This window comes from Maribacter huludaoensis, assembly GCF_029350945.1.
Lineage (GTDB): Bacteria > Bacteroidota > Bacteroidia > Flavobacteriales > Flavobacteriaceae > Maribacter > Maribacter huludaoensis.
On the sequence record NZ_JARKMS010000008.1, the window covers coordinates 88,357 to 114,442 of the forward strand.

Here is a 26,086-nt window from a genome sequence, read left to right on the forward strand (position 1 = left end):
TTATTAGTTCGTATATTTGTAATAAAATTTAAAGCATGTCTACAGTTTTAAAAGAAAATGTTGCTCCACCAAAAGGTAAACCGAAATGGCTAAGGGTAAAACTACCTACAGGTAAGAAATACACCCAGCTTAGAGGTTTGGTAGATAAGTATGACCTGCATACTATTTGCACCAGCGGAAGTTGCCCAAATATGGGAGAATGTTGGGGAGAAGGTACAGCAACTTTTATGATATTAGGTAATGTTTGTACTAGATCATGTGGTTTCTGCGGAGTTAAAACCGGAAGACCGGAAAATGTTGACTGGGCAGAACCCGAAAAAGTAGCTAGATCCATAAAAATTATGGGGATAAAACATGCCGTTATTACTTCTGTGGATAGAGATGACCTTAAAGACATGGGCTCTATTATTTGGGCAGAAACCGTAAAGGCCATCCGTAGAATGAATCCCACTACGACTTTAGAAACTTTAATTCCTGATTTTCAAGGCATCGAAAAGCATTTAGATAGAATTGTAGCTGTTTCTCCCGAAGTTGTTTCTCACAACATGGAAACCGTTAAAAGACTTACTAGAGAGGTACGTATACAAGCAAAATACGAACGTAGTCTTGAAGCTTTGAACTACTTAAAAAAACAAGGTATTAACAGAACCAAATCTGGTATTATGCTGGGTCTTGGGGAACATGAAGATGAAGTTATTACCACATTGGCAGATTTGCGTAATGCAGATGTTGATGTTGTTACTATAGGACAGTACTTACAGCCTTCTAAAAAGCACCTACCTGTAAAAGAATTTATTACTCCAGAGCAGTTTAAGAAATATGAAGATATAGGTCTAGAAATGGGCTTTAGACATGTTGAAAGTGGTGCTTTAGTTAGATCTTCTTATAAAGCACACAAGCATATTTTATAAATTCTCAACAACATACTTCTTAGCAACTATGCTAAGATTATTAGATAGACCTAAATTATTGGGCATTATCTGTATTAACTGAACACATTCATCGGCAACCAATGCAAAAACTAAACATAGGCATTAATGGTTTTGGAAGGATAGGCAGAACCCTATTTCGCTTAATGCAAGCACATGAAAATTTAAATGTGGTTGCTATTAATGATCTGGCAGATACCCGTACTCTTTCACATCTTTTAAAATATGATAGTATTCACGGTACTTCACCACTCAATATCTCTCATGACGAAAAGCATATTATAGTTAATGAAAGAGCTATAGCTTTATATAATGAACCTCATCCGTCTAAAATAAATTGGTCATCTTCCGCAGTTGACCTGGTTGTAGAATGCACCGGTAAATTTAAGGATAGAGAAACATTATCTTTTCATATTAAAAATGGCGCCAAGAAAGTTATTTTGTCCGTACCCCCCACTGAAGATGATATTAAAATGATCGTTTTCGGCATCAATGAAAATACGCTGACAAAATCTGACGACATCATATCAAATGCATCTTGTACTACGAATAACGCTGCACCAATGATAAAAATAGTCAATGACCTTTGTGGTATAGAGCAAGCGTACATTACTACCATACATTCCTACACAACCGATCAAAGTTTGCACGATCAACCTCATAGAGATTTAAGAAGGGCCCGTGCAGCATCACAATCTATAGTACCTACAACAACCGGGGCTGCAAAAGCATTGACTAAAATATTCCCAGAATTGGCAGATACTATTGGGGGTTGTGGCATTAGAGTACCTGTGCCAAACGGCTCATTAACAGACATTACCCTTAATGTAAAAAGGGAAACGAGCATTGATGAAATAAACGCTACTTTTGAAAAAGCGGCCAAAAACCAGTTTAAAAATATTGTTCACTATACCAGCGACCCAATTGTTTCTATCGATATAAACAATAGTTGCTACTCTTGTACGTTTGATTCTTTGATGACCTCTGTAATTGGCAAAATGGTAAAGATTATTGGCTGGTACGATAATGAAACCGGTTATAGCAGCAGAATCATTGATTTGATTAATTTTATAAGTACTAAAAATTATATTTGAAGATTTTATTTTTAAATAAAGCACTGAAAATCTTACTAGTCCCCATTGTAATTTTGGCGACTACCACTACCCTATACTCACAAAACCCGACACCAAAAAAAGACATACAACCTTATTTTGATCAAGCAAGAAAATTTAAAAATCAAGATAAAATTGACCTTGCTTTAGAAACACTGAATACAGCGGCAAACGAAGCCGAAAAAAGCGAAGATGTCAAAGGTCTTATTGATAGCCTTCACGAACTAGCATTACTTTATTTAAAAATAGATAAAGAAGGTGACACCGAATTTTATTGGGATCGTGCTAGTGTTCTGCTAAAAGATATTGAATATCCTTACGGTGACGGTATGCATAAATATGTAGAAGCTATTCTGTTACATAGGAGTAATAGAAACTTTCAAGCTCTGTTTATGCTTAATGAGGCTAAACAACTAAATAACGACCGTAATTTTTACAATAATTTATTATTGACCGAAGCAAGAGTATATCTCAGTTTGGAGAAGTATGATAGCGCTACTAAGAATTTAAATTCACTAATTGTAAATACTGATCTTTACGAAAAGGAATACCTTACAACGCAAGCCTACTTAACACTTGCCGAATTAAATTTAAAAATCGATAATTTAACAGAGGCTGCCAAAAATGGAGAAAGCGCACTTGCTCTTGCGGTTGATAACGGATTTTTAGAAGATATCAAAAACGCCAACACCCTGTTGTCCTCGGTTTATGAAAAACTGGGACTTTACCAGAAATCGCTCGTAAACACACAAAACTTAGTGCAGCTTAAAGATTCTATTTTTAATATTGACAAAAATATTATTGAAGCTAAAACAGCCGATAAGATTAGAGATGATTATAAGACAGAAGAGATTGCACGCCAAGAAAAGAAAATTGAAGAACTAACAGAGTCTCAAAACAGGTCTGAACTTACGGCAATTTTAACTTCTGCATTTCTGATTATCATATCATTACTGGCGGTTACCCTATACAGAAACAACCAGATAAAATTAAAGACAAACGATCTTTTACAGACCAAAAATAAAGAGCTACAAATTGCTCGTGATGGTGCCGTACAAGCTATGGAAGCAAAGACCAACTTTCTTTCTACAGTAAGCCATGAGCTTAGAACTCCCCTCTATGCCGTTACCGGTCTCACTCATTTGTTGCTAGAAGAAAACCCAGAAGAGCACCAAAAAGAACATTTAAAGGCATTAAAATTTTCAGGTGACTATCTTCTTAATTTTATAAATGACATTCTGCATATCAACAAGATTGATGCAAATAAACTAGAACCCCTTAATATGGAGTTCAACCTTAACAAGGTCATTAATGAGGTAATCAACTCACTTGGTCAAAGCGCTAAATCTAACAAAACCAACCTGATTCTAGAGTATGATCAAGATATACCCAACAAGTTATTGAGCGATCCTTTAAAACTCTCTCAAATTTTCATGAACCTTATTGGTAATTCTATCAAATTTACAAAAGGAGGAGAAGTAAAGGTTATTGTTAAACTATTGAACAAAGTAGAAGATGACATTACCATTTATTTTGAAGTAAAGGATAACGGTATAGGTATCTCAAAAGAGAAGCAAAAAAGTATTTTTGAAGGATTTGAACAAGGCTCTATTCAAATTAACCGAGAATATGGCGGTACCGGTCTAGGCCTCACCATAGTAAAAAGTTTATTGAGCCTATTTGAAAGTAAAATTGAGCTTGAAAGCGAACTAGGCGAAGGCAGCTCTTTCTTCTTTGAAGTTAAAATGAAAAGCCTTGATGGTGACTCAGAAGATGTTTCTTTTGAGATTACACCAAAGGACTATGACTTTAAAGGACTTCACTTATTAATTGTGGAAGACAATAAAATCAATCAGGTTATTACCAAAAAAATGCTATCTAAAAGGGATATGACCAGTGATATTGCCAACAATGGTCATGAGGCGGTTACTGCAGCTCAAGAAAACGTATATGATGCCATATTGATGGATATTCATATGCCGGGTATTAGTGGAGAAGAGGCAACGATTCAAATTAGAAAATTTAATCAAGACACTCCTATAATTGCATTAACGGCAATTTCCTTAGATGATAGTTTGGAAAGTTTCTATGCTGCCGGTTGTAACGACGTGGTTACCAAACCATTTAAACCAGATGTTTTTTACCAAAAAATAGGTGAGAACATTTTTGACAAAAAAGCTAAGAAGTCGTTAACATAAAATTTAACAGTTCCTTTTTCATCAGCAGGCCGTTATCCTCAAAAAACTCATGTTTTACTTCTATATAGTGTAATCTGGGCAATTTAGATTTAAGACGAACGTAATCTTTCTCGGTCGTTAGTATACATTCTTTACTTTTTAGGAGATCAATTTCCTTATCACTAAAGAAATGGTGGTCACTGAATTTCAAATGTTCAAAATCCAATCCTTCTAAACGCAAAAACTTTACTAAAGGCGTAGGATTGGCAATACCGGTTACCACGGTCACTTTTTTAGTTTTCAACGCATCTAAAGATAGCGTTGAACCTTTTAACTGTTTATTATAGGACAGATAACTGAACAATACTTTTTGATACAACTTAGGACCTATACCCTTCTTAATCGTTTCTCTTTCAGATAACTGCATGCTTGCCGGGCATTTGGTAACTACAATCATATTTGCCCTATCTGCAGCACTTTTAGAATCTCTTAAATTACCTGTAGGCAAATACCAATCCTTAGTATACAAATCATCATAGGCCGTCAACAAAATGGAAAAATCCGGCTGTACCTTTCTATGCTGAAAGGCATCATCGAGCAAAATTACATCTGGAGAGATCTTTTTTTCTAGTTGAGCGATTCCGTTTCTTCTGTCCGCATCAACGGCTACCGTAATCTCAGGGAATTTGTTTTTCAGTTGAAATGGTTCATCTCCCAAATCTTCAACACTGGTATGTTCATTTGAAAGTATAAAACCTTGAGACTTTCTTTTATACCCCCTACTCAATATAGCCACCTTATAATTTTTGGCCAACTCTCTCACCAATAGTTCGATCATTGGGGTCTTACCTGTACCGCCTACACTTAAATTACCTACACAGATAGTTTTGGTTGCGAACGATTGAGAGGAAAAAACACCCCAATCATACAAGCGATTCCTAAGAAAGACAATCAATCCGTAGATTAAAGAAATTGGAAAAAGAAGTTTTCGTAACACCTGCATCAGAACGAAATTATAATAATTTATCTTTGAATATCTTATTTTCTTATAAAATGACCGTAAAAGACATCACCAGGATCTTAGAAGAATTTGCCCCATTGACCTATGCGGAAGATTTTGACAACGTAGGTTTACTTGTAGGTAACGCATCCAAAAAGGTAAGCGGAGTACTGGTTACCTTAGATACCTTAGAAAATGTGGTAGACGAAGCCATAGCCAAAAAATGTAACCTGATCATAAGTTTTCACCCTATTATTTTCAGTGGCTTAAAGAAAATAACAGGAAAAAACTATGTTGAACGTGTAGTTATAAAAGCAATTAAAAATGATATTGCCATCTACGCCAACCATACCGCACTTGATAATGCAAAAGAAGGTGTAAATGCAAAAATATGCGAAGTACTGGGCCTTTCTAATACCAAAATACTTCTTCCTCAAAAAAGCACTATCAAGAAACTGACCACTTATATACCTAAAGATAACTTAGAGGAAGTAAAAAATGAATTATTCAAAGCCGGTGCGGGTAACATTGGCAATTATTCTGACTGTAGTTTTACGGTTGACGGCACTGGAACTTACAAAGCAAACAATGATGCTACACCAGCAAAAGGAAGCATAGGTATTGCCCATACCGAAAGTGAGACTATGTTCACCTGTGTTTTTGGCAAGAACGAAGAAGCTGCCGTAATAAGAGCACTGCTTTCCTCCCACCCTTATGAAGAGGTAGCCTATGACATACAAACTATAGAAAATACCAATAAGCACATTGGCATGGGCATGATCGGTGAATTGAGCGAAGAAGTTACGGAAACCGATTTTCTGGACCATTTAAAGCTTAAAATGAACGCCGAATTGGTACGCCATTCCAATTTTTTGAATAAACCGATCAAAAAAGTAGCGGTATTGGGAGGTAGCGGGTCTTTTGCCATTGGCGCCGCAAAAGCGGCCGGAGCAGACGTATTTGTTACTGCAGACCTTAAATATCACCAATTTTACGAGGCTGAAAACCAAATAGTTTTGGCAGATATTGGACACTTTGAAACTGAGCAGTTTACAAAAAACCTTTTAGTTGATTATCTTACGAAAAAAATTCCTAATTTTGCAATCCATTTATCGGAAAGTATAACAAATCCCATCAATTATTTTTAATATGGCAAAAAAAGAAGATTCGTCTGTAGAAGCAAAGTTAAGAGCATTATATGATTTGCAATTAATTGATTCTAGGGTTGATGAAATAAGGAACGTTCGTGGCGAACTACCTTTAGAAGTAGAAGACTTGGAAGATGAAGTCCTTGGCCTAAAAACGAGAATGGATAAACTTAAATCTGATTTAGAGAATATCAATTTCGAAATCGGTGCCAAGAAGAACCTTATTGAAGAAGCAAAGGCTTTAATTAAAAAATACGGCGAGCAGCAAAAAAATGTTCGTAACAGCAGAGAATTTAATTCTATCAGCAAAGAATTAGAATTTCAAGAATTAGAAATTCAATTGGCGGAAAAGAACATAAAAGAATTTAAAGCCCAAATCGATCAGAAAAAATCTGTTATTTCTGAAACCAAAGAGCGTTTATCTGAACGTGAAGCTCACCTTAAACACAAAAAAGGGGAATTAAACGCAATTCTTGCTGAAACAGAGAAAGAAGAGAAAGCGTTACTAGAAGAGTCTATCAAATTTCAAGATAAAATCGAGGAACGTTTGGTAAAGGCCTATGCACGTATTCGTAACAATGTTAAGAACGGTTTGGCAGTCGTACCAATTGAAAGAGGTGCTTCTGGTGGTTCTTTCTTTACCATTCCACCTCAGGTTCAAGTTGAGATTGCTTCAAGAAAAAAGATCATTACAGATGAGCATAGCGGTCGTATTTTAGTTGACCCTACCCTTGCAGAAGAGGAAAGCGAGAAAATGCAAAAAATGTTCGCTAAATTATAATAGCCAACATTATACATATTTTAAAAAAGCCATCTTTAAAAGATGGCTTTTTTTGTTTACATTCATAATCATGAATTTTCTTAAAACCAGTTTTATTCTTTTTATGATGCACAGTTTACATTTGCAAGCTCAAAACATATCTGACTTTAAATGGAAGAACAGAATTATAGTGCTTTATGAGCATGAGAACAATACTGCCAAAGTGAAAAACGCTTTACAGCAAATTAATAATAGTACCAACAAATTAACCGAAAGAGATCTTGTAGTTTTCATCTACAAAAACGGGCTACTATACACTAAAGAAAACAAAGAGACTACCATTCAAAATAATAACATTGTACCATATTCTTATGACGGCTATATGTTAATAGGAAAAGATGGCGGTATAAAATTCAAAAGCCACTATCCTTTTGACATAAAACAGGTTTTTGACCTTATTGACAGTATGCCCATGCGCAGAAGCGAAATGAAATCTAAAAATTAATTATTTTAAAAGATCAAGCATATAATCTTCTACTTCTTTACTATCCCATTTTTCTGTAATACCAGGTATTTTCATAACTTCTTGCATAATTTTTTCTTGAGCATCACCCTCTGCAAGTGCTTCTACATAAGGTCTATTTGAAAAGGTTACCCTGCTGTACGCCGGCACCCATTTATCAGGATGTTTTGCCGCAAAATGTTTTTCAATTTTCTTTTGAAGCAAGAAATTTAGATCAGCTGTTTTACTGCTCATTTCCACAAAATTGCGATAACTTAATTCCGCAATGGCATCTGCATTGGGTTTTCGCTTTTCTTGATAGACTTCAAAAATACGTTGCCAGTCATCACCTAACTCCTGTATTATTTCGTCCAAGACAAAAATATCTTCAAACCCGGCATTCATACCTTGTCCGTAAAAAGGCACTACAGCATGCGCAGAATCGCCCACAAGGGCAACTTTGTCCCAATAACTCCACGGGTAGCACTTCATGGTAACCATGGCACTGGTAGGGTTCTTAAAAAAGTCTTCGGTCAAATTCTCAATATCATCTTTAACGTTAGGAAAATAAGTGTTGAAAAATTCTACCGCTTCCTTTTTAGTTTTCAAACTTTCAAAAGACACATCTCCTTCAAATGGCATAAACAACGTACAAGTAAAACTGCCATCTAAATTTGGCATTGCTATAAACATAAACTTACCGCGTGGCCAAATATGAAATGAGTTCTTATCCAATTTATGTGAGCCATCTTCATTTGCAGGTATGGTCAATTCCTTATATCCTACATCAATGAAGTCCTGAGAATAATCGAACCTGCTACGTCTTTGCATTTTATGACGTACTCTTGAGAAAGCACCGTCACAACCAAAAACCAAATCAAAAGGATATTCTATCCACTCCCCTTTTTCGGTTTCTCCCGTATAAACTTTAGCTTCGGGTAAGTTAATATCCCAAACCTTCTCTTCAAAACGAAATTCTACCCCGTTCTTTTCGGCAAGATCGATCATGCGTCTATTTAGTACGCCACGAGATATGGACCAAATTGCTTCGCCATCTTTACCGTATTTTTGAAAATATTGTTCTTTTCCAATAACATGCATTGCCCTCTTATCCAAGGGTATGGCAATCTTTTTAATTTCTTCTTCAATACCAACGGCCTTCAATGCGTTCCAACCTCTATTGCTCATGGCAAGGTTTATAGATCTGCCTGAAAATTCCACGTTTCTAATATCAGGTCTGCGGTCAAATACCGTAATCTGATGTCCGTACCTTTTAAGATAGATGGCAAGCAAGGATCCTACCAAACCTGAGCCAATTATGGCAATATTCTTTTTTTTCTGGGTCATGTACAAGGCTTTAAGCCAACATTAATTCAATGTTAAAAATAGGCAATTATACCCTAATCTCAGGTATTACTTAAACAAACTAAACAAATCATTTTATCTATTGAATTAAATTTTTGTTTAAATTTTATATACTTTTATTGAACAAAATAAAATAACTTGAAACATTTCACAAAAGAAAATCTATTAAACCTCCCAAGTAGATATAAAGCTCATCTAATTAATAGTTGTACCGGTTATAAATCTGCTAATCTCATTGGTTCAAAATCCAGCTCTGGCACAAGCAATTTGGCTATTTTTAATTCTGTAGTGCATATTGGTAGTTCCCCACCAATGCTAGGCTTTATCTTAAGGCCACTTACCGTAAAAAGAGACACTTATGCCAACTTTAAAGAGACTGGTTTTTTTACCATAAACCAGGTAAATACTACTATCATAGAAGATGCACACCATACGGCCGCAAGTTATGATGAGCAAATATCAGAGTTCTCCAAAACGAATTTGACCGAAACTTATCTTGATAATTTTCAAGCTCCGTACGTTAAAGAAAGTGCCATTAAAATTGGTTGTAGCTACGTCAATGAATATGAAATAAAAGAGAACGGCTGTTTACTTATAATCGGCGCCATTGAGCATTTATACTTACCAGAGCAAATTCTTCAAAAGGATGGGTGGCTTTCTCTTGATAGAGCAGATACTGTTGCCATTAACGGTTTAGATGCTTACACATTACCAACACTTTTAGCCCGATTTGCATATGCCGAACCCGATGTACCGGTAAAATCCATAACATAATGGCGCATAAAAAAATACATCTTGCCACTAAAATTTGCATTACCTGTAAAAAACCGTTTACCTGGCGCAAAAAATGGGAACGTAACTGGGACGATGTAAGATACTGCGGCGAAAAATGTAGGCGCAATAAACTTAAAAAATAAGAGATGAATAATCTAATTTGGTTTAGAAACGATTTAAGGGTGCAAGACAATTCTTCTATAGCTAATGCAATTAAAAAAGGTACAAAAGTCATTGGTTTCTATTGTTTTGAATCGCTTTTTTTTGAAACAGATGAATTCGAGTTTAAAAGAACAGAAAAGTATCGGGCAAAATTTTTAATTGAAACTGTTGCACAACTAAGACAAGAACTTGAAAAACTTCATATTCCGCTATTTATATATCACGGAAATTCAGCGGACCACCTACCCAATTTAATTCAGGAGCATGATATTTATTCCATTTTTTTACAAAAAGAATGGACTAGAGATGAGCAAGTTATAGTAGACAATGTAAAGAACAAGTTGGATCGTACTATTAACTTTCATGAAGTATATGATCAATTTTTATTTCATCCAGATGATATACCTTACAACAGTTTTAACACTATTCCAGATGTTTTTACAAACTTTAGAAAAAAGTGCGAAGTCAATGTAAAGGTTAGACCAGTTGTACAGGTGTTTGGCAAATTACCCTCTAAAAATTTGATTGAAACGAATTGTAAAGTGCCAACTTTAGAAGACTTAGGTTTTAAAGATTTCCTTAGAAACGCCAACACAGCATTTCCTTTTAAAGGTGGTGAACTAGAAGCAACAAAACGGATACAGCATTATTTCTGGGAGACTAAAAAACTAAAATTTTATAAAAAAACAAGGAACGGATTAATTGGTATTGATTACAGTTCAAAATTATCTGCTTGGCTTGCAAACGGCAGTATTTCACCAAGAACTATTTACTGGGAAATCTTGAAATTCGAAAAGGAAATCATTAAAAATCAAGATACTTATTGGCTAATCTTTGAATTGATCTGGAGAGATTATTTTAAGTACATATCTCTAAAATACAATGATGTCATTTTTAAATTAGGTGGCATAGTAAACCGTACTTACGATCCTGTAACCAATGAGAAAGCTAAACATACTTGGATCAATGGTTTAACTAAAGAACCATTTGTAAATGCCAATATGAAAGAGCTATTGGAAACCGGATGGATGAGCAATAGAGGTAGACAGAACGTAGCTAGTTTTTGGTCCAAAGAATTAGAACAAGACTGGCGTATGGGCGCTGCCTATTTTGAAAGTATGCTTATAGATTATGATGTACACAGTAATTGGGGAAACTGGATGTATGCTAGCGGGGTAGGCAACGATCCAAGAAACCGCAAATTCAACATTAAGTTACAAGCGGAAAGGTATGATGCTACAGGCAAATACCAACGATTATGGTTACAGGAAAAATTATTTTAGTTCAACCTAAAAAAACAAACTGAAAATGAAAATAGTACGCTTAATTTTAGGTGACCAATTAAATCAAAAACACTCTTGGTTCAAAGAGGTCAATAATGACGTTACCTACGTCATGGCCGAAATGAGACAGGAAACAGACTATGTTAAACATCATGTTCAAAAAGTAGTCGCCTTCTTTTTAGCAATGAGAAGTTTTAAAGAAGATCTGTCCGCTAAGGGCCATAATTTCATTTATTACAAATTGAACGATGATAACAACCCACAGCAATTAGGGCAAATCATATCAAATACAATACTTAACACGAAGGCCAACAAATTTGAGTATTTGCTACCTGATGAATATAGACTGGACCAACAACTAGTAGAAATTTGTAACACTTTAAACGTTGACACCGCTAGTTATGATACTGAACATTTTTATACTACCAGATTTGAGTTAAAAGATTTCTATAAAGGTAAAAAGCAGATGGTTATGGAAAGCTTTTATAGGATGATGCGTAAAAAGTATAGTATCATGGTCACCAACGACCAACCTGAAGGGGGCAAATGGAATTATGACCAAAGCAATAGGAATAAATGGAAAGGCAAGACCCCAATTCCAAAAGAAATAGAATTTCCTAAGAAGGTTGAAGATATCATTCAATTATTAAAAGATAAAAACGTTCAAACATTTGGTACTATAGATTCAACAAATTTTCCATGGCCGGTAACACGAGAGGAGTGCTTGAACACCTTAGATTATTTCTGTAAAGATCTATTGCCACATTTTGGAGATTATCAAGATGCTATGCATACTGACGAAAAATTTCTTTTCCATTCACGCTTATCATTTGCTATGAATGCTAAAATATTGGCGCCCAATGAAGTCATAAATGCAGTGTTAGATCATTTTTACGATAAAGCTAACGATATTAAAATATCTCAAGTTGAAGGTTTTATACGGCAAATTTTGGGGTGGAGAGAATATATGCGAGGTATATACTGGAAAGAAATGCCCGGGTACAAAAGTCTAAATAGCTTAAATAATAAAAATAAATTACCAGAATTCTTTTGGACGGGCAATACAAAAATGAATTGCCTTAAAAAATCTATAGGTCAAAGTCTAGATAATTCTTATGCCCACCATATACAAAGGCTAATGGTTATTGGCAATTTTGCCCTACTAACGCAGATTGACCCCAATGAGGTGGATCAATGGTACCTAGGTGTTTATATTGATGCTATTGAATGGGTAGAAATTACCAATACAAGGGGTATGAGCCAATTTGCAGACGGTGGCATTGTTGCCACCAAACCATATGTAAGTAGCGCCAACTACATAAATAAAATGAGTAATTACTGCGGTAAGTGTCATTATAGCCACACTAAAAAGTTAGGGGAAAATGCCTGCCCGTTCAACTCATTATATTGGAATTTTCTCTCTGATAAAAAGAAACACTTTAAAGACAATCAACGTATGAGCATGATGATGGCTCTTTTAGATAAAATGGAGGGCAATAAACTTGCAGAAATTCAAAAAAGGGCCTCTTATATCATTGATAATTTAGATGAGTTTTAATAGAAAATTAAAGTCAAATTAACATTGGTACCGTGGCTGATTTTTACTTTTATAGTATAAAATAACGCGAACATTCCGCAAAAGCGTCTATATATAAAAAGCACCTTTTCAATCTTATGAAAAGGTGTTTTTGATTACAGTTATTTTAAAAGATTTTATTGCTGACCAACTAATCTATTCAGTAAATAAGAATTGAGCAAACTGGCTGAAACTATAGGTTTTATCGGTGAACTGCATAGACTTAATTTTATCACTCTTTAACATCAATTTTAACAGTCTACAACAATTAAAAATTAAGTGTTAAATGCACTTTTAATGTCATTTCTTTAAATTTCCTTATATATATTTCATTTTAAATAATTGATTATCAACAATTTATGTAGAAATAGATATTTACTTAAGTTCTTGCCTGAACACATCTGAAAGAAAAGGATTACAATGCATATACCACACAATAACACCGCTACACAACAAGAATTAAATATTTGCAAGGTATCACCGTTATTTTGCCAAAGTATGTTCATCGACAAATGATGTCGTGTGGACTATAAAATTTAGTTTTTCAACAGCAACGTTCTAATTTTGTTTTAGAATTAGATCCCAAATCTGTTCTAAAACTTTTCTTAACCTACTAGCCAATAATGTTTTGCAAAGAACTTGCACACGTTATTGATAAGGTTAAGTATTAAAACTAAGAATTAAACTTAACCATTATTATGAAGTCAACTTACACTTCTAATCACATCATTGCCCACTACAGAAAATCATTTTCTGAATTCCCTATTACCGGAATGAATGAAGCATCACCTTGTTTCAACAATGTATTCTATACTTCAAATGAATGTGAATGTTATGTTGACCGCTCTAATAATAGAATTAAAGCTATGCCGATCATTGACCAAAACTCTTCGAAAAAATCACTCGTAAAAAACAGTTTTGTTTTCTCTAATCATACAATTTCAACTCACCTAAAGAACCTATAATGAAAAAATCAACTTTCATAAAATCGACGTTTTTTCTATTTGTCATTTGGTTCTTTATAGGATCTGCAAACATTTTGGCACAAACATTTTCTGTGTCGGATGCAAGTGCAAACGAGGGATCCAATATGACCTTTACCGTCACTTCCAGTACGCCATTAACAGGGAACTATACTTTTGATATAGCCTATACACCAGGAAGTGCAAGTACCGCGGACTTTAATGGACCTACTACGGTGACACTTGGCTTTTTGTTAAGTACTAGTAGAACCTTTACTGTTGAAGCCTTAAATGATGATTGGGTAGAAGAAACCCAACAGGACTTTACACTTACCCTAAGTGACCCATCTGGATCTTATTCTTTTTCAGATGCTACAGCTACAGGTACCGTTATAGATACTGATGTAGCTTATGTAACTGGTGGCAATTACGATATTACAGAAGGTGATGAAATACAATATATTTTAAGATTATCTAACGGAACAAATACGGGAGGGCAACAATATGTTGGTATTGAAGATACATACAATGTTGACTTCTCGGTAGAAACTTCACCCAGTTCAACAAGTCCGGCAACAGATGGCTCCGATTTTAACGCGTTTACAACTACGGTAACTTTTCCTGCGGGCTCAGTACCGGGAACAGAAATAGTTATACCTATACCTACAATTAACAATAATATTGTAGAACCTTCTGAAGAGTTTAACGGGGTAAAATCCACAAATGCAGCAGAAGCTACAAAATATGGTTCATCACCTTCTAGAGTAAGTATAAATACGGAACGCTCTGCTTTACGTATTCATGACAATGATGTAGCTACTATTAATTTGAGCAATAGTACAGTATTAGAATCTGTAGGTAACGCTACAATTACTTTTACACTGAACGGAGAAGTTCAAGATAATTTTAGAATTAATTACGATACTTCCGATAATACCGCCTTTGAAACTTCAGATTATGACCAAACAGATGGTTTTCTAAATTTTAACGGTTCAGACCTTCAAAACTTTTCAATAAATTTTAGCGTAATCGATGATACAGTCATTGAACCTACCGAATTTTTTACGGTAGTTCCATCATACACGCCAGATGCCAATACCATGACCAACTATGTGCCACAAAACATTGTTTTTGCTGCCAACGAAGGTCAAATAACAATTACAGATGATGATTTGGATACTGATTTTGATGGTGTTAACGATTTAGTAGATGAGGACGATGATAACGATGGTATTACTGATGTTAATGAAGGATCGGGAGATGCCGATGGAGATTCTATTATAGACAGCTTAGATTCCGATTCTGATAATGACGGTTGCCCGGATGCTGTAGAAGCTGGTCATACTGACCCTGATGACGACGGCTATTTAGGCACATCACCTTTTTCAGTAACCTCAACAGGTCTAGTAATCGGTCAAGGTGGTTATACTGGTACCGACAGTAAAGTTACAACGGCATTCCAAAATGTAACTATAACATTACAACCTAGTGATGCAGTAGCCAATTTAGGCGACACCGTAACTTACACTACCGCTGTAAATGGAACCGGACTTACCTACCAATGGGATGTAAGTAATGATGATGGAGCTACTTGGTCAGCGATTGCCAATGGCGGAGTGTATTCAGGTGCCACCACCACAACACTTACCCTAACCAATATCACTAGCACCCAGAGTGGAAATCAATACCGTTTTAGTGCTTTTGATAGTGAGAACCTGTGTACTCCATATACATACTCTAATCCAGTAGATTTATTTATTAGACCAAACATTACTATTGCAGATGCTTCTGCAGATGAAGGTAACAGTCTAAATTTTGCCGTAACTCTTTCGCATGCTGTTAATGAAGTGGTAAGCTTCAACCTAACCTACATAGATAACTCTACAACAAGTGCAGATTATACGGCATTGACCAGTTTTTCAATACCAAGTAATACCCTAACCACAAGCATAGCTATACCAGCTTTAGATGATAACACTATTGAAGTTGATGAAGATTTCACCTTGGGTATGACCAACGGGTCTTCAAATGCAGGAGATATTACGGACACCGCTATTGGAACTATTAGAAATATAAATACACCTTCTGCCGGTGACGGTATTTCAATTGCCGGTTTTTCAGTGGAAGAAAATATACCTAGCACAAGCTTTGCCCTAACCTATACAGGGCCAACTGTCCAAGACCCTTTTACCATAGATTATGCTATTACGGATATTAGTACAACAAATGGTTCTGATTACAATATTGCTACCGGTCAAATAACTTTCCCGGCTAATACACAAAATAATGATGTTGTCAACTTAACCGTTGCCATTACGGATGATACTATTGTAGAAGGTGATGAAAGTTTTAGTATAGCATTGACCACTATTTCAAATACCAATTTATCTATAGTAAATGGTAACGCTACCGGAGTTATTGAAGATAACGATACTAATACCTCTACCGGTTTATCTGTTGCAGACTTTTCAATAAACGAAGATCTTGGTACGGCAAATTTTGTGGTTACCTATAACGGTGGTAATGTAAAAGATGCTTTTAATGCAGATTATACGATCAGCAATGGTTCTGCCATAAGAGACTTAGATTACACGGTAACATCTATGACCGGCAATATTGCCTTCCCGGCAGGTACAATCTCAGGTAATTCTCAAAATATTGCCATAACACTTTTAACAGATGATATTATTGAAGGCAACGAAGACTTGACTATTCAATTATCAAATTCATCTACCCCCCTGATCAATTTAGTTGATCCAGATGCTATTGGTACTATTGTTGACCAGGATGTTAAGACTACGACTACAGGATTAAACGTAGCAGATATTACAGTTGATGAAAACGTAGGAACTACAAATTTTGCCGTTACCTATAACGGTGCGGATGTTCAAGAATCTTTTACCGTAGATTTTAATATTACCCCACTTACTGCAACAAGCGGTGATGATTATAGAGGTAACCCACAACTTAACGGTACAATTACATTTCCTGCAGGTACAGAAGACGGTGACATTGTCAATATAAGTTTTATTGTGGAAGAAGATACCATTATAGAGGATGATGAAACCTTAAATATTGAATTATCCAATTTATCTACAACACTTATAAATTTGGTAGATGGTACCGCTGTTGCCACTATTGTGGACAATGACATTAAAACAGCCACAACAGGTTTAAGCGTATCGGATTTTAATGTAATTGAAAATGCAGGTACTACTACATTTACCGTAACATATGAAGGTGCAGATGTACAAGATGAATTTACCGTAGATTATGCCATTACGGATGGTACCGCTTCTGAGGGTAAAGATTATACCACAACGCCATCAACACTATTGAGCGGACAATTAACCTTTTCCGCAAATACCACAAATGGTAACAGCCAATCTATAACTGTAGATATTTTAGAGGATAGTTTTATTGAAGCTACCGAAGATTTAAATATTCAGCTTTCAAACCTATCAACTTCTTTAATAAATATTGTAGACCCAACGGGTACAGGTACTATTACTGATAATGATAATACTGCTACAAGTGGTATTGATTTTCAAAATGCTACGGTAACAGTTGTTGAAGGAGATCCTACGGACAATGTTACCGCTACCTTTGTTGTAGAATTTATTGGAGATATTGATACTGGAGAATCTATTGAAGTTGACTACTTTGTTAACAATGGCACTGCCAATAACGCAACAGATTTCAATCCTAATGCTACCATAGAAACCCTAGTTTTTACCAATACCGCTAAAACACAAAACATTGTTGTTCCGATCATTAGTGACAATGTTATTGAAAATGAGGAAGATTTCTTTGTAAACTTGGTAGCTATACGTTCTAATGTTGGTATTAACATATTGAACAACCAAGCCAGAGGTGTCATTACCGATGATGATGGCGGTGCAGTTTCAGTTGCCGGTTTTAGTATTATAGAACAAACAAATGGCATTAATTTCGATGTTACCTATACTGGCGATAGAATTAACGGTGGTTTTACTTTAGATTATGCCATTACAGATATTTCAACTACCGTTAACGATGATTATACTTTGACCACGGACCCGTTAACGACAGGTACTTTAACTTTTACAGGTGTAAACAATGAGGTGCGTTCTGTTCAAATTAATGTTGTGGGCGATGATTTCATAGAAAACAATGAAGATTTAAGAATAACACTTTCAAATCCGTCCTCTACTAAGATTACGATTTCCAATGCTGATGCAATCGGTACTATTACAAATGATGATAGTGGTTCAATTGAGGTTACCGGGTTTACGGAAGATGAGCTTAATACGACTACTAATTTTGATGTTACCTACACCGGTAACCCAGTAAATGGTGGTTTTACGGCAACTTATGAAATCACGGATAATACCACTACTGCTGGTAATGATTATTCGGCAACCTTGACCGGAACACTTAATTTTACAGGTGCGGCAACTGAAACTATTCAAGTTCCCGTGACAATTATTCAAGATGCAATTATTGAAGGTGATGAAACTTTAAGACTTACCATAACTTCAGTTTCACCTAGTATAATAACAGCTACTACCCCAACTGCTATTGGTACAATTTTGGACATAAACCATTTACCGACTGCCGTAGATGATTCTTTTGTTGTATTCCAAAACCAGAGTACTATCAATATTACAATATTGGACAATGATGATTATGGTTTTGACGGCCCTGCCGCTACCAATGCATTACAAATAGTAAACAACCCAATAAACGGTACGGTTACACTTAGAAATAACGGTACTCCCGGTGATGCTACCGATGATTATTTTGAATACCAGCCTAGTGCTTCTTTTAATGGCAACGATTCTTTTAGATATAAAATAGTAGATTCTAACGGATCGGAAGATGAGGCCGTTGTCAACATATTCGTTAACGACACCAACCTTAAAAAGGATTTTGAAATTCGTTATTCCGGTAGTATAAATGGTGATTTCACCATGATCGCCAACAACGTTCTTTCAAGAAATTCTACAGGGAATTATAATGGAGAAGAAGGTAACCATGATTTTAATGATAACGTATTTGTCGATATAGATTCTGACCCTACCACCTTTAATTCTACCAGTGCAAATTTAGCCAACCCAGAGCCTAGCTTAAGTTGTTTAAATATTAAAAAGGCATATCTATACTGGGCGGCGGCAGACAAAGAATATGATGGTACTACCGGTGGCGGTGCAACAGAACCTTCTTGGAACTATGACCAAGTAAAATTAATGCTACCTGGGCAATCATCTTATACGACTGTATCTGCCGATGAGGTAATTTATAGAGGTAGAAACGATCATTTTCAAAACGACCCTTATGTGTGTGTTAAGGATATTACCGATGATATCAACGCACTTTCTACTCCTTTTGGATCTTACCAAGTAGGTAACATAAAGGCTACAGAAATGGATTTACGTTCTCATGGTATAGCTAACGTTACAGGTACTTCTGGTGGATGGCAAATAGTGTTTGTGTATGAAAATGTGTCCTTAGACCCTAAAAATATTACATTATATGACGGTTATGTTCACACGTTCGCGTCTAATGGTGCAGGTGAAACCGAATTTAACTTTAGTGGTTTTGAAACTATTCCTAACGGTACAATAAACGCCAATGTAATGTTAGGTGCCTTAGAAGGTGACCGTGACCTTACAGGTGACCAATTATTGATTTTTGACACCGCTAACAATTGGTCTAAACTATCTACAACATTAAGAGACGAAGATAACTTCTTCAATAGCCGTATTACTATAGACGGATTAAATTACGTAGATAGAAATGCTGCAAGTACAAACACTTTAGGTTTTGATGCTACCGTATTCCCTTTGGCAAATACTGCAAACAGATATATTGACAACGACCAAACTTTTGCCCGTTTTAAAATTACCACAGATCAAGAATCGTACGGTCTATATTTAATGGGACTAAGTGTTGATGTTTATAAACCAAGTTTAGGTGCTTTAAGTTTAACCGCTAATACAACCGGTCCATCTAATGCTGGAGATATTGTACCGTTGACTTTAAATGTTACAAATATTGGTAATGATGATATCCAAGACCTTACGATAACTACGGTTTTACCGGCAGAAGCTAATTTCTCTAGTGTTGGCTCATTACCAACCGGTATTACCCATTCATACGATCCAAGTACAAAAACATTGACGTTTACAGCTCAAAACGGTTTAACCGATATGGGCGATAACTACGACATTGATTTTAATATAGAAATTATTGAAGCTTGTTACTTTTTGGAAACTGCATGTACCGCTAGTTTTGAGCTACAGGCTACCGCCACATACAGTGGTGTTATCAATGGTGACCCAATTACAACAAATAGTTCTTCTTCTACGGATTCATGTGGTATCGGTACGCACACACCTACCATAATAGATGTTGCACAACCGGCACAGGTAAATTGGTCTACCGCACCAAATGCTTTGGACAGAACCATTGACTGTGATGATATTACCGCTCTTAACAGTGCAAACTCTTTAGTTCCTGCAACCGCATCTTGTAATTTTACATTACATAAAACGGCAGGTAGTTTTGTTCAATCTGGCGCATGTCCTACAGAAGGTACATATACAAACACATGGACTTTTACAGATGCTTGTGGCAGAGTAAGCGATACTTTCACTCAGGTTATCACGATTGAAGATGATGAGGCTCCGACTTTCAACGAGTCATTACCACAAGATTCTTACGCTGCTCATGACAATATTCCTGTAGCACCGGTACTTTCTGCAAATGATAATTGTGATTCTAATTCTACGGTTACTTTTTCAGAAACTTATGACGGTGACAATACAAGCACTGATTATACAATTATTAGAACATGGTCTACCAATGACTGTGCGGGTAATTCTACAAGCCATACGCAATACATTTACGTTAGTGAAAGTGGTAACCCGATCGGAATTCAAATTTCTGACGTTACCGTTAATGAAGATGCAGGTACGGCAACATTAGAAATAACGAATACCGGTACTGTTTCTGGCGGATTCACCGTAAACTACGCTACTGCAGATGATTCTGCTTTGAGTTCAGGTGACTATGTACCAGTAGCCTCTAACAGCGTTTCTTTCACAGGTAACAACAATGAAATCAAAACGGTTATTATTACTATTAACGATGATACCATTATAGAAACAACAGAGCAATTCTTTGTTCAACTTACAAGTGGCACAAATACACCTACTATCAACGATGATCAAGGTATTGTAAGTATTACAGATAATGACAACATACCGGGTAGTACAGGTGTAGCCTTTGCAAATGATAATGTTATTGTGACAGAAGGTACGGATACGTTTGCAAGATTTGTTGCAACATTCACCGGTAGCATTGCTCCGGGCGAAGATGTTACCGTTGATTATGCTACCACAAATGGTACTGCAATAGAACCTGGCGATTATTCATCTTATACAGGTACAGTTACTTTTAACAGTGCAACTACCTCTGTAAATATTGATGTTCCAATTAATGATGATACCATAATTGAACCAACGGAAGATTTTACGATTACATTGTCCAACATACAATCTAATATCAATGTCGGTTTCCTTGATGAACAACCAACAAATACAGCTACAGGAACCATCAACGATAATGACAATATTGCCGGTACTGGTGTTGCTTTTACTGATGATAATGTAATAGTTACGGAAGGCACAGATACTTTTGCAAGATTCACCGTTACTTTTACAGGTACTATTGCTCCTGGAGAAACCGTAACCGTTGATTATGCTTCTTCAGATGATTCTGCGAATAATCCTGATGATTATAGTGAAACGGTAGGTGTTATCACCTTTGACGAAAATACCAGCTCGGTAGACATAGATGTGCCTATTATAGATGACACATATATTGAAACTGTAGAAGTATTTAATGTAATACTTTCCAATGTGCAGTCTAATATTGGTGTAGGCTTTGTAGACCAACAGCCTACAAACACAGGAACAGGCACCATTAATGATAATGACAATATAGCCGGCACCGGTATATCTTTTCAGAATGATGACATCGTTGTTAGTGAGGCAGATGGTACAGCTACCATAAATGTGATGCTAACAGGAAGAGTACAAGGTGGAATTAGTTTAGATTATACGACCAATAATGACTCTGCAATAGAACCTGGTGATTATGTACGTACTTTTGGTACATTGAATTTTACCGGCAATAGTGATACTGAAGTTTTACCTATAACGGTTACAATTGAAGATGATACTACTATTGAGACTTTAGAAAGTTTATTTGTAGACCTATCTAATTTTTCTAACAGCCTTGTAAATATCAATGACGACCAAGGTACAATTAGCATTACGGATAATGATAATATCCCTGGAACTACAGGTATATCTATTGTTCAAACAGATGTTATCGTTACTGAAGGTCCTGCAGTTATCGCTGTGTTCGATGTAACCTTAAGTGGCAATTTCACCACTGGTTTTGACGTAGACTTCTCTACGGCTTTTGGCAGTGCAACGGCAACTGATTTCAATGCTATTACAAACGGAACTATTTCTTTTGACGGAAACGATAATGAAATAAAACAAATTGAAGTAACCATCTTAAACGATGATACTATAGAACCGCAGGAAGCATATACGGTTACATTGAACAGCACTACCAATCCTCTTGTTCCTATTAACAACGCAACAGCGAACGGTATTATCAATGATGATGATGCTCCAAACGCTGGTGAGGGTATTGCTGTTGCCGATTTCAATGTTGCAGAAGATGTAGCCGGTGGCACAACTGACTTTATAATAACCTATACCGGTCCTACGGTTCAAGATGAATTCACTGTAGACTTTACCATTACGGAAGGTACGGCCTTAGATGGTACTGACTATACGGTAGTTGTTGCTTCCGGGAATGTAACTTTCCCTGCAGGTACTGCCAATAACGATACACAACAAGTAGAAGTTACAATCATCAATGATAATTTAATTGAGCCTAACGAAGACCTAACGATAACCTTGACCGGCATTTCTACTACATTGGTAAATATTGTTGATGGTTTTGCCACAGGTGTTATACTAAATGATGATAATGCTCAACCGGGCGATGGGGTAGCATTTACACAACTTACTGTTTCTGAACTTGAAGGTAACACCACTGCTGATGCAACCGAGATCACTTTTGAAGTGACCTACACAGGTGTAATTCCTGCAGGTGAAACGGTAACAGTAGAATATACTACCACTATAGGTTCTGCAGATGCTGCGGACTTTACTCCTATCAACGGTACATTGGATTTTACCGATACCGTAAGTGCACATAACATTGTTGTTGAGGTAACGGAAGAAACCGTTATAGAGGCAGATGAAGAATTTACAGTAGTACTATCTAATATTACAACCGATAATGGATTTATTACCGGTTTCGTAGATGGTAACACAACGAATACCGCTAGCGGTATCATTCTAAATGATGACAATGCATTACCGGGCGATGGAGTTTCATTCACAGAACTTACTGTTTCTGAACTTGAAGGTAACACCACTGCAGATGCCACAGAGATTACTTTTGATGTTACTTATACCGGGATTATTCCTGCTGGCGAAACTGTAACGGTAGAATATACGACCAATATAGGTTCTGCAGATGCTGCGGACTTTACCCCTATTAACGGTACGGTCGATTTTACTGATGCTGTAAGTGCCCAAACAATTACTATAGAAGTTACCGAAGAAACAATCATTGAGGCCAATGAGGACTTTACGGTAGTACTTTCCAACATTACGACCGACAATGGTTTTGTAACAGGTTTTGTTGATGGCAATACAACGAACACTGCTACCGGTGTTATACTCAACGATGACAATGCACAACCGGGCGACGGGGTTTCATTTACGGAAATTACAGTTTCTGAACTTGAAGGTAATACCGCTGCAGATGCAACCGAAATCACTTTTGAAGTGACCTACACGGGTGTTATTCCGGCAGGTGAAACTGTAACCGTAGAATACACTACCAATATAGGTTCTGCCGATGCTGCGGACTTTACTCCTATCAGCGGTACATTAGATTTTACAGATACTGTAAGTGCACATAACATTGTTGTTGAGGTAACGGAAGAAACCGTAATAGAGGCAGATGAGAATTTCACTGTTGTACTTTCCAACCTTACTACAGATAATGGTTTTGTTACCGGTTTTGTTGATGGTAACACAACGAACACTGCGGCAGGTATAATTCTTAATGATGATAATGCATTACCTGGAGATGGGGTTTCGTTTACGGAACTTACTGTTTCTGAACTTGAAGGGGATACTGCTGCAGATGCTACTGAAATTACTTTTGAAGTAACTTATACAGGAGTTATTCCTGCCGGTGAAACGGTAACGGTTGAATATACTACTAACATAGGCTCTGCAGATGTGGCAGACTTTACTCCGGTAAATGGCACGTTAGACTTTACGGATACTGTAAGCTCTCAAACAATTACTATAGAAGTTTCCGAAGAAACGATCATTGAAGCTGATGAGGACTTTACGGTAGTGCTTTCCAACATTACGACCGATAATGGTTTTGTCACAGGTTTTGTTGATGGTGATACAACCAATACTGCAACTGGTGTAATTATTAACGATGATACATCAGATGCTAGCGAAGGTATTTCTGTGGCAGACTTTACAGTTGCAGAAGATATCGCCAGTGGTACTGCAGATTTTGTAATCACTTATACAGGTTTAACCATACAAGATGAATTTACGGTAGACTTTACGGTAACGGATGGTTCTGCCATTACTCCTGATGATTATACCGTTGTTGTTGCTTCCGGGAGTGTAACATTCCCTGCAGGAACCGCCAATAATGACACTCAAATTGTTGAGGTTACCATTATTAACGATTTGATCTTGGAATATAGCGAAGATTTAAACATAACATTAGGTACCATATCCCATCCATTGGTAAATATGATCGATGATAGTGCCGTTGGTACCATTACGGATAACGACTTACCAAATGCGAGCGAAGGTATTTCTGTGGCAGACTTTACGGTTGCCGAAGATACTGCCGGCGGAACAGCTAATTTTGAAGTGTCCTATACAGGACCTACGGTACAGGAAGAATTTACGGTAGACTATATTATAACCGATGGTACGGCAATCTCTCCAGATGACTATACCGTGGTAGTAGCTACAGGTACTGTAACATTCCCTGCCGGAACTACGGATTCAGCTATTCAGAATATAGAAATTACTATAATCAATGATGCATTGATCGAATTTAGTGAAGACCTTAATATTACATTAGGCGCTATATCTCATCCATTGTTAAACATGATCGATGATACTGCTATAGGTACTATAACAGACGACGATGCAGATCCTACTATATATGGAGTGGAGTTCGATGTCACTTCAATTGATGTAAACGAAGATGCAGGTACAGTTTCTATTGATGTTGTACTTAATGCAGATGTTCAAGATGAGTTTACGGTTGAATACTATACGGTTGATGTAACTACAACAGATGGTAGTGATTACACCGGTGTTCCTCAAGATACGCAAACATTAACATTTGGCGGTACAAATAGTAATACCCAGACCATCGTAATTCCTATTACGGACGATGAGTTAATTGAATTTACTGAAAACTTTAATATTGTACTTGAAGATATCTCCTCTCCTATTGTAGGCATTCTTTCAAATGATACAACGACCGTAAATATTATAGATAATGATGCTGACCCATCTTTATACGGTGTTCAATTTGATACTGCTTCCGTTACGGTAAATGAAGATGCAGGTACGGTTACATTGAACGTGGTACTTAACGCGGATGTCCAAGATGAATTTACGGTAGAATTCTACACTGTAGACGGTTCTGCAACAGATGCTAACGATTACACGGGTGTTCCCCGTAATTCGCAGACATTGACATTTGGTGGTACCAACCCTTACACCCAACCAATAGTTATTCCTATTATCGATGATATCCTTATTGAAGACCCAGAAACGTTCAATGTAATTCTTGAGAACATTTCAAGTGCTATTGTAGGTATCTTATCCGACAATATTGCTACGGTGACCATTATTGACAATGACGGTAACGAGGGCTGGCCTGTAGACGAGACCATTGAGGCCTGTGATACCATACCAGACGCTTTTGTAATAACTTCTGATAGCGATTGTGCCATCACTGTAGATTATACTGAATCAATTGAAGGGCAGGACGATGAATGTGCTACGGAATATACAATCACCAGAACATGGACCATTACGGACTGTGTAGGCAACGTACGTACTCATACACAGGTAATTACCGTTGAGGACACGGTAGCACCTACGTTCAACGAAACGCTGCCACAGAACATGACCGTTG

General features: G+C 36.6%; 13 protein-coding genes. 11 read left to right on the forward strand and 2 right to left on the reverse strand.

What is annotated here, in order from left to right; all coding sequences use genetic code 11:
* The first annotated feature begins 35 nt into the window (after nucleotides 1-35).
* The 3 genes from lipA (at nucleotide 36) to PXC01_RS17880 (ending at nucleotide 4,239) form a co-directional block, all read left to right on the forward strand.
* A complete protein-coding gene (lipA, locus tag PXC01_RS17870) occupies nucleotides 36-911 on the forward strand; it encodes a lipoyl synthase (protein WP_036156039.1) in 876 nt (291 codons plus the stop codon).
* A gap of 101 nt (nucleotides 912-1,012) precedes the next feature.
* Complete coding sequence (gene gap / locus PXC01_RS17875; RefSeq protein WP_276473642.1) at nucleotides 1,013-2,023, forward strand: type I glyceraldehyde-3-phosphate dehydrogenase; 1,011 nt, start codon at nucleotides 1,013-1,015, stop codon at nucleotides 2,021-2,023.
* Nucleotides 2,020-4,239 carry a hybrid sensor histidine kinase/response regulator gene (locus PXC01_RS17880; RefSeq protein WP_276473643.1) on the forward strand — a complete coding sequence of 740 codons (2,220 nt, stop codon included), beginning with the start codon at nucleotides 2,020-2,022 and terminating at the stop codon, nucleotides 4,237-4,239. Before gap ends, PXC01_RS17880 begins: the two co-directional genes overlap by 4 nt.
* Here PXC01_RS17880 and lpxK read toward each other — a convergent pair.
* A complete protein-coding gene (gene lpxK, locus PXC01_RS17885; RefSeq protein WP_276473644.1) occupies nucleotides 4,220-5,221 on the reverse strand; it encodes a tetraacyldisaccharide 4'-kinase in 1,002 nt (333 codons plus the stop codon). The genes PXC01_RS17880 and lpxK overlap by 20 nt on opposite strands.
* A gap of 50 nt (nucleotides 5,222-5,271) precedes the next feature.
* Here lpxK and PXC01_RS17890 point away from each other — a divergent pair, with 50 nt between their 5' ends.
* The 3 genes from PXC01_RS17890 (at nucleotide 5,272) to PXC01_RS17900 (ending at nucleotide 7,631) form a co-directional block, all read left to right on the forward strand.
* Nucleotides 5,272-6,366, forward strand: coding sequence for a Nif3-like dinuclear metal center hexameric protein (locus PXC01_RS17890; RefSeq protein ID WP_276473653.1), 1,095 nt, complete (start codon nucleotides 5,272-5,274; stop codon nucleotides 6,364-6,366).
* A gap of 1 nt (nucleotide 6,367) precedes the next feature.
* On the forward strand, nucleotides 6,368-7,147 hold the full coding sequence (locus tag PXC01_RS17895; RefSeq protein ID WP_276473645.1) for a zinc ribbon domain-containing protein: 780 nt from the start codon (nucleotides 6,368-6,370) through the stop codon (nucleotides 7,145-7,147).
* Nucleotides 7,148-7,217: 70 nt separating this feature from the next.
* Nucleotides 7,218-7,631, forward strand: coding sequence for a DUF4174 domain-containing protein (locus PXC01_RS17900; RefSeq protein WP_276473646.1), 414 nt, complete (start codon nucleotides 7,218-7,220; stop codon nucleotides 7,629-7,631).
* On the opposite strand, the gene PXC01_RS17905 is transcribed toward PXC01_RS17900, so the two are convergent.
* Complete coding sequence (locus PXC01_RS17905; protein WP_276473647.1) at nucleotides 7,632-8,975, reverse strand: FAD-dependent oxidoreductase; 1,344 nt, start codon at nucleotides 8,973-8,975, stop codon at nucleotides 7,632-7,634. It lies immediately after the preceding gene.
* Between the two features lie 156 nt (nucleotides 8,976-9,131).
* On the opposite strand from PXC01_RS17905, the gene PXC01_RS17910 reads away from it, so the two are divergent.
* The 5 genes from PXC01_RS17910 to PXC01_RS17930 form a co-directional block, all read left to right on the forward strand.
* Nucleotides 9,132-9,767 carry a flavin reductase family protein gene (locus PXC01_RS17910; protein ID WP_276473648.1) on the forward strand — a complete coding sequence of 212 codons (636 nt, stop codon included), beginning with the start codon at nucleotides 9,132-9,134 and terminating at the stop codon, nucleotides 9,765-9,767.
* Nucleotides 9,767-9,910, forward strand: coding sequence for a DUF2256 domain-containing protein (locus tag PXC01_RS17915; protein ID WP_276473649.1), 144 nt, complete (start codon nucleotides 9,767-9,769; stop codon nucleotides 9,908-9,910). Before PXC01_RS17910 ends, PXC01_RS17915 begins: the two co-directional genes overlap by 1 nt.
* 3 nt (nucleotides 9,911-9,913) lie before the next feature.
* The gene (locus PXC01_RS17920; protein WP_276473650.1) at nucleotides 9,914-11,212 is read left to right on the forward strand and encodes a DASH family cryptochrome; all 1,299 of its coding nucleotides are present in this window, start codon (nucleotides 9,914-9,916) and stop codon (nucleotides 11,210-11,212) included.
* Between the two features lie 25 nt (nucleotides 11,213-11,237).
* The gene (locus tag PXC01_RS17925; protein WP_276473651.1) at nucleotides 11,238-12,770 is read left to right on the forward strand and encodes a cryptochrome/photolyase family protein; all 1,533 of its coding nucleotides are present in this window, start codon (nucleotides 11,238-11,240) and stop codon (nucleotides 12,768-12,770) included.
* A gap of 982 nt (nucleotides 12,771-13,752) precedes the next feature.
* The coding region (locus PXC01_RS17930; RefSeq protein WP_276473652.1) for a Calx-beta domain-containing protein at nucleotides 13,753-26,086 on the forward strand (12,334 nt) is incomplete at its 3' end.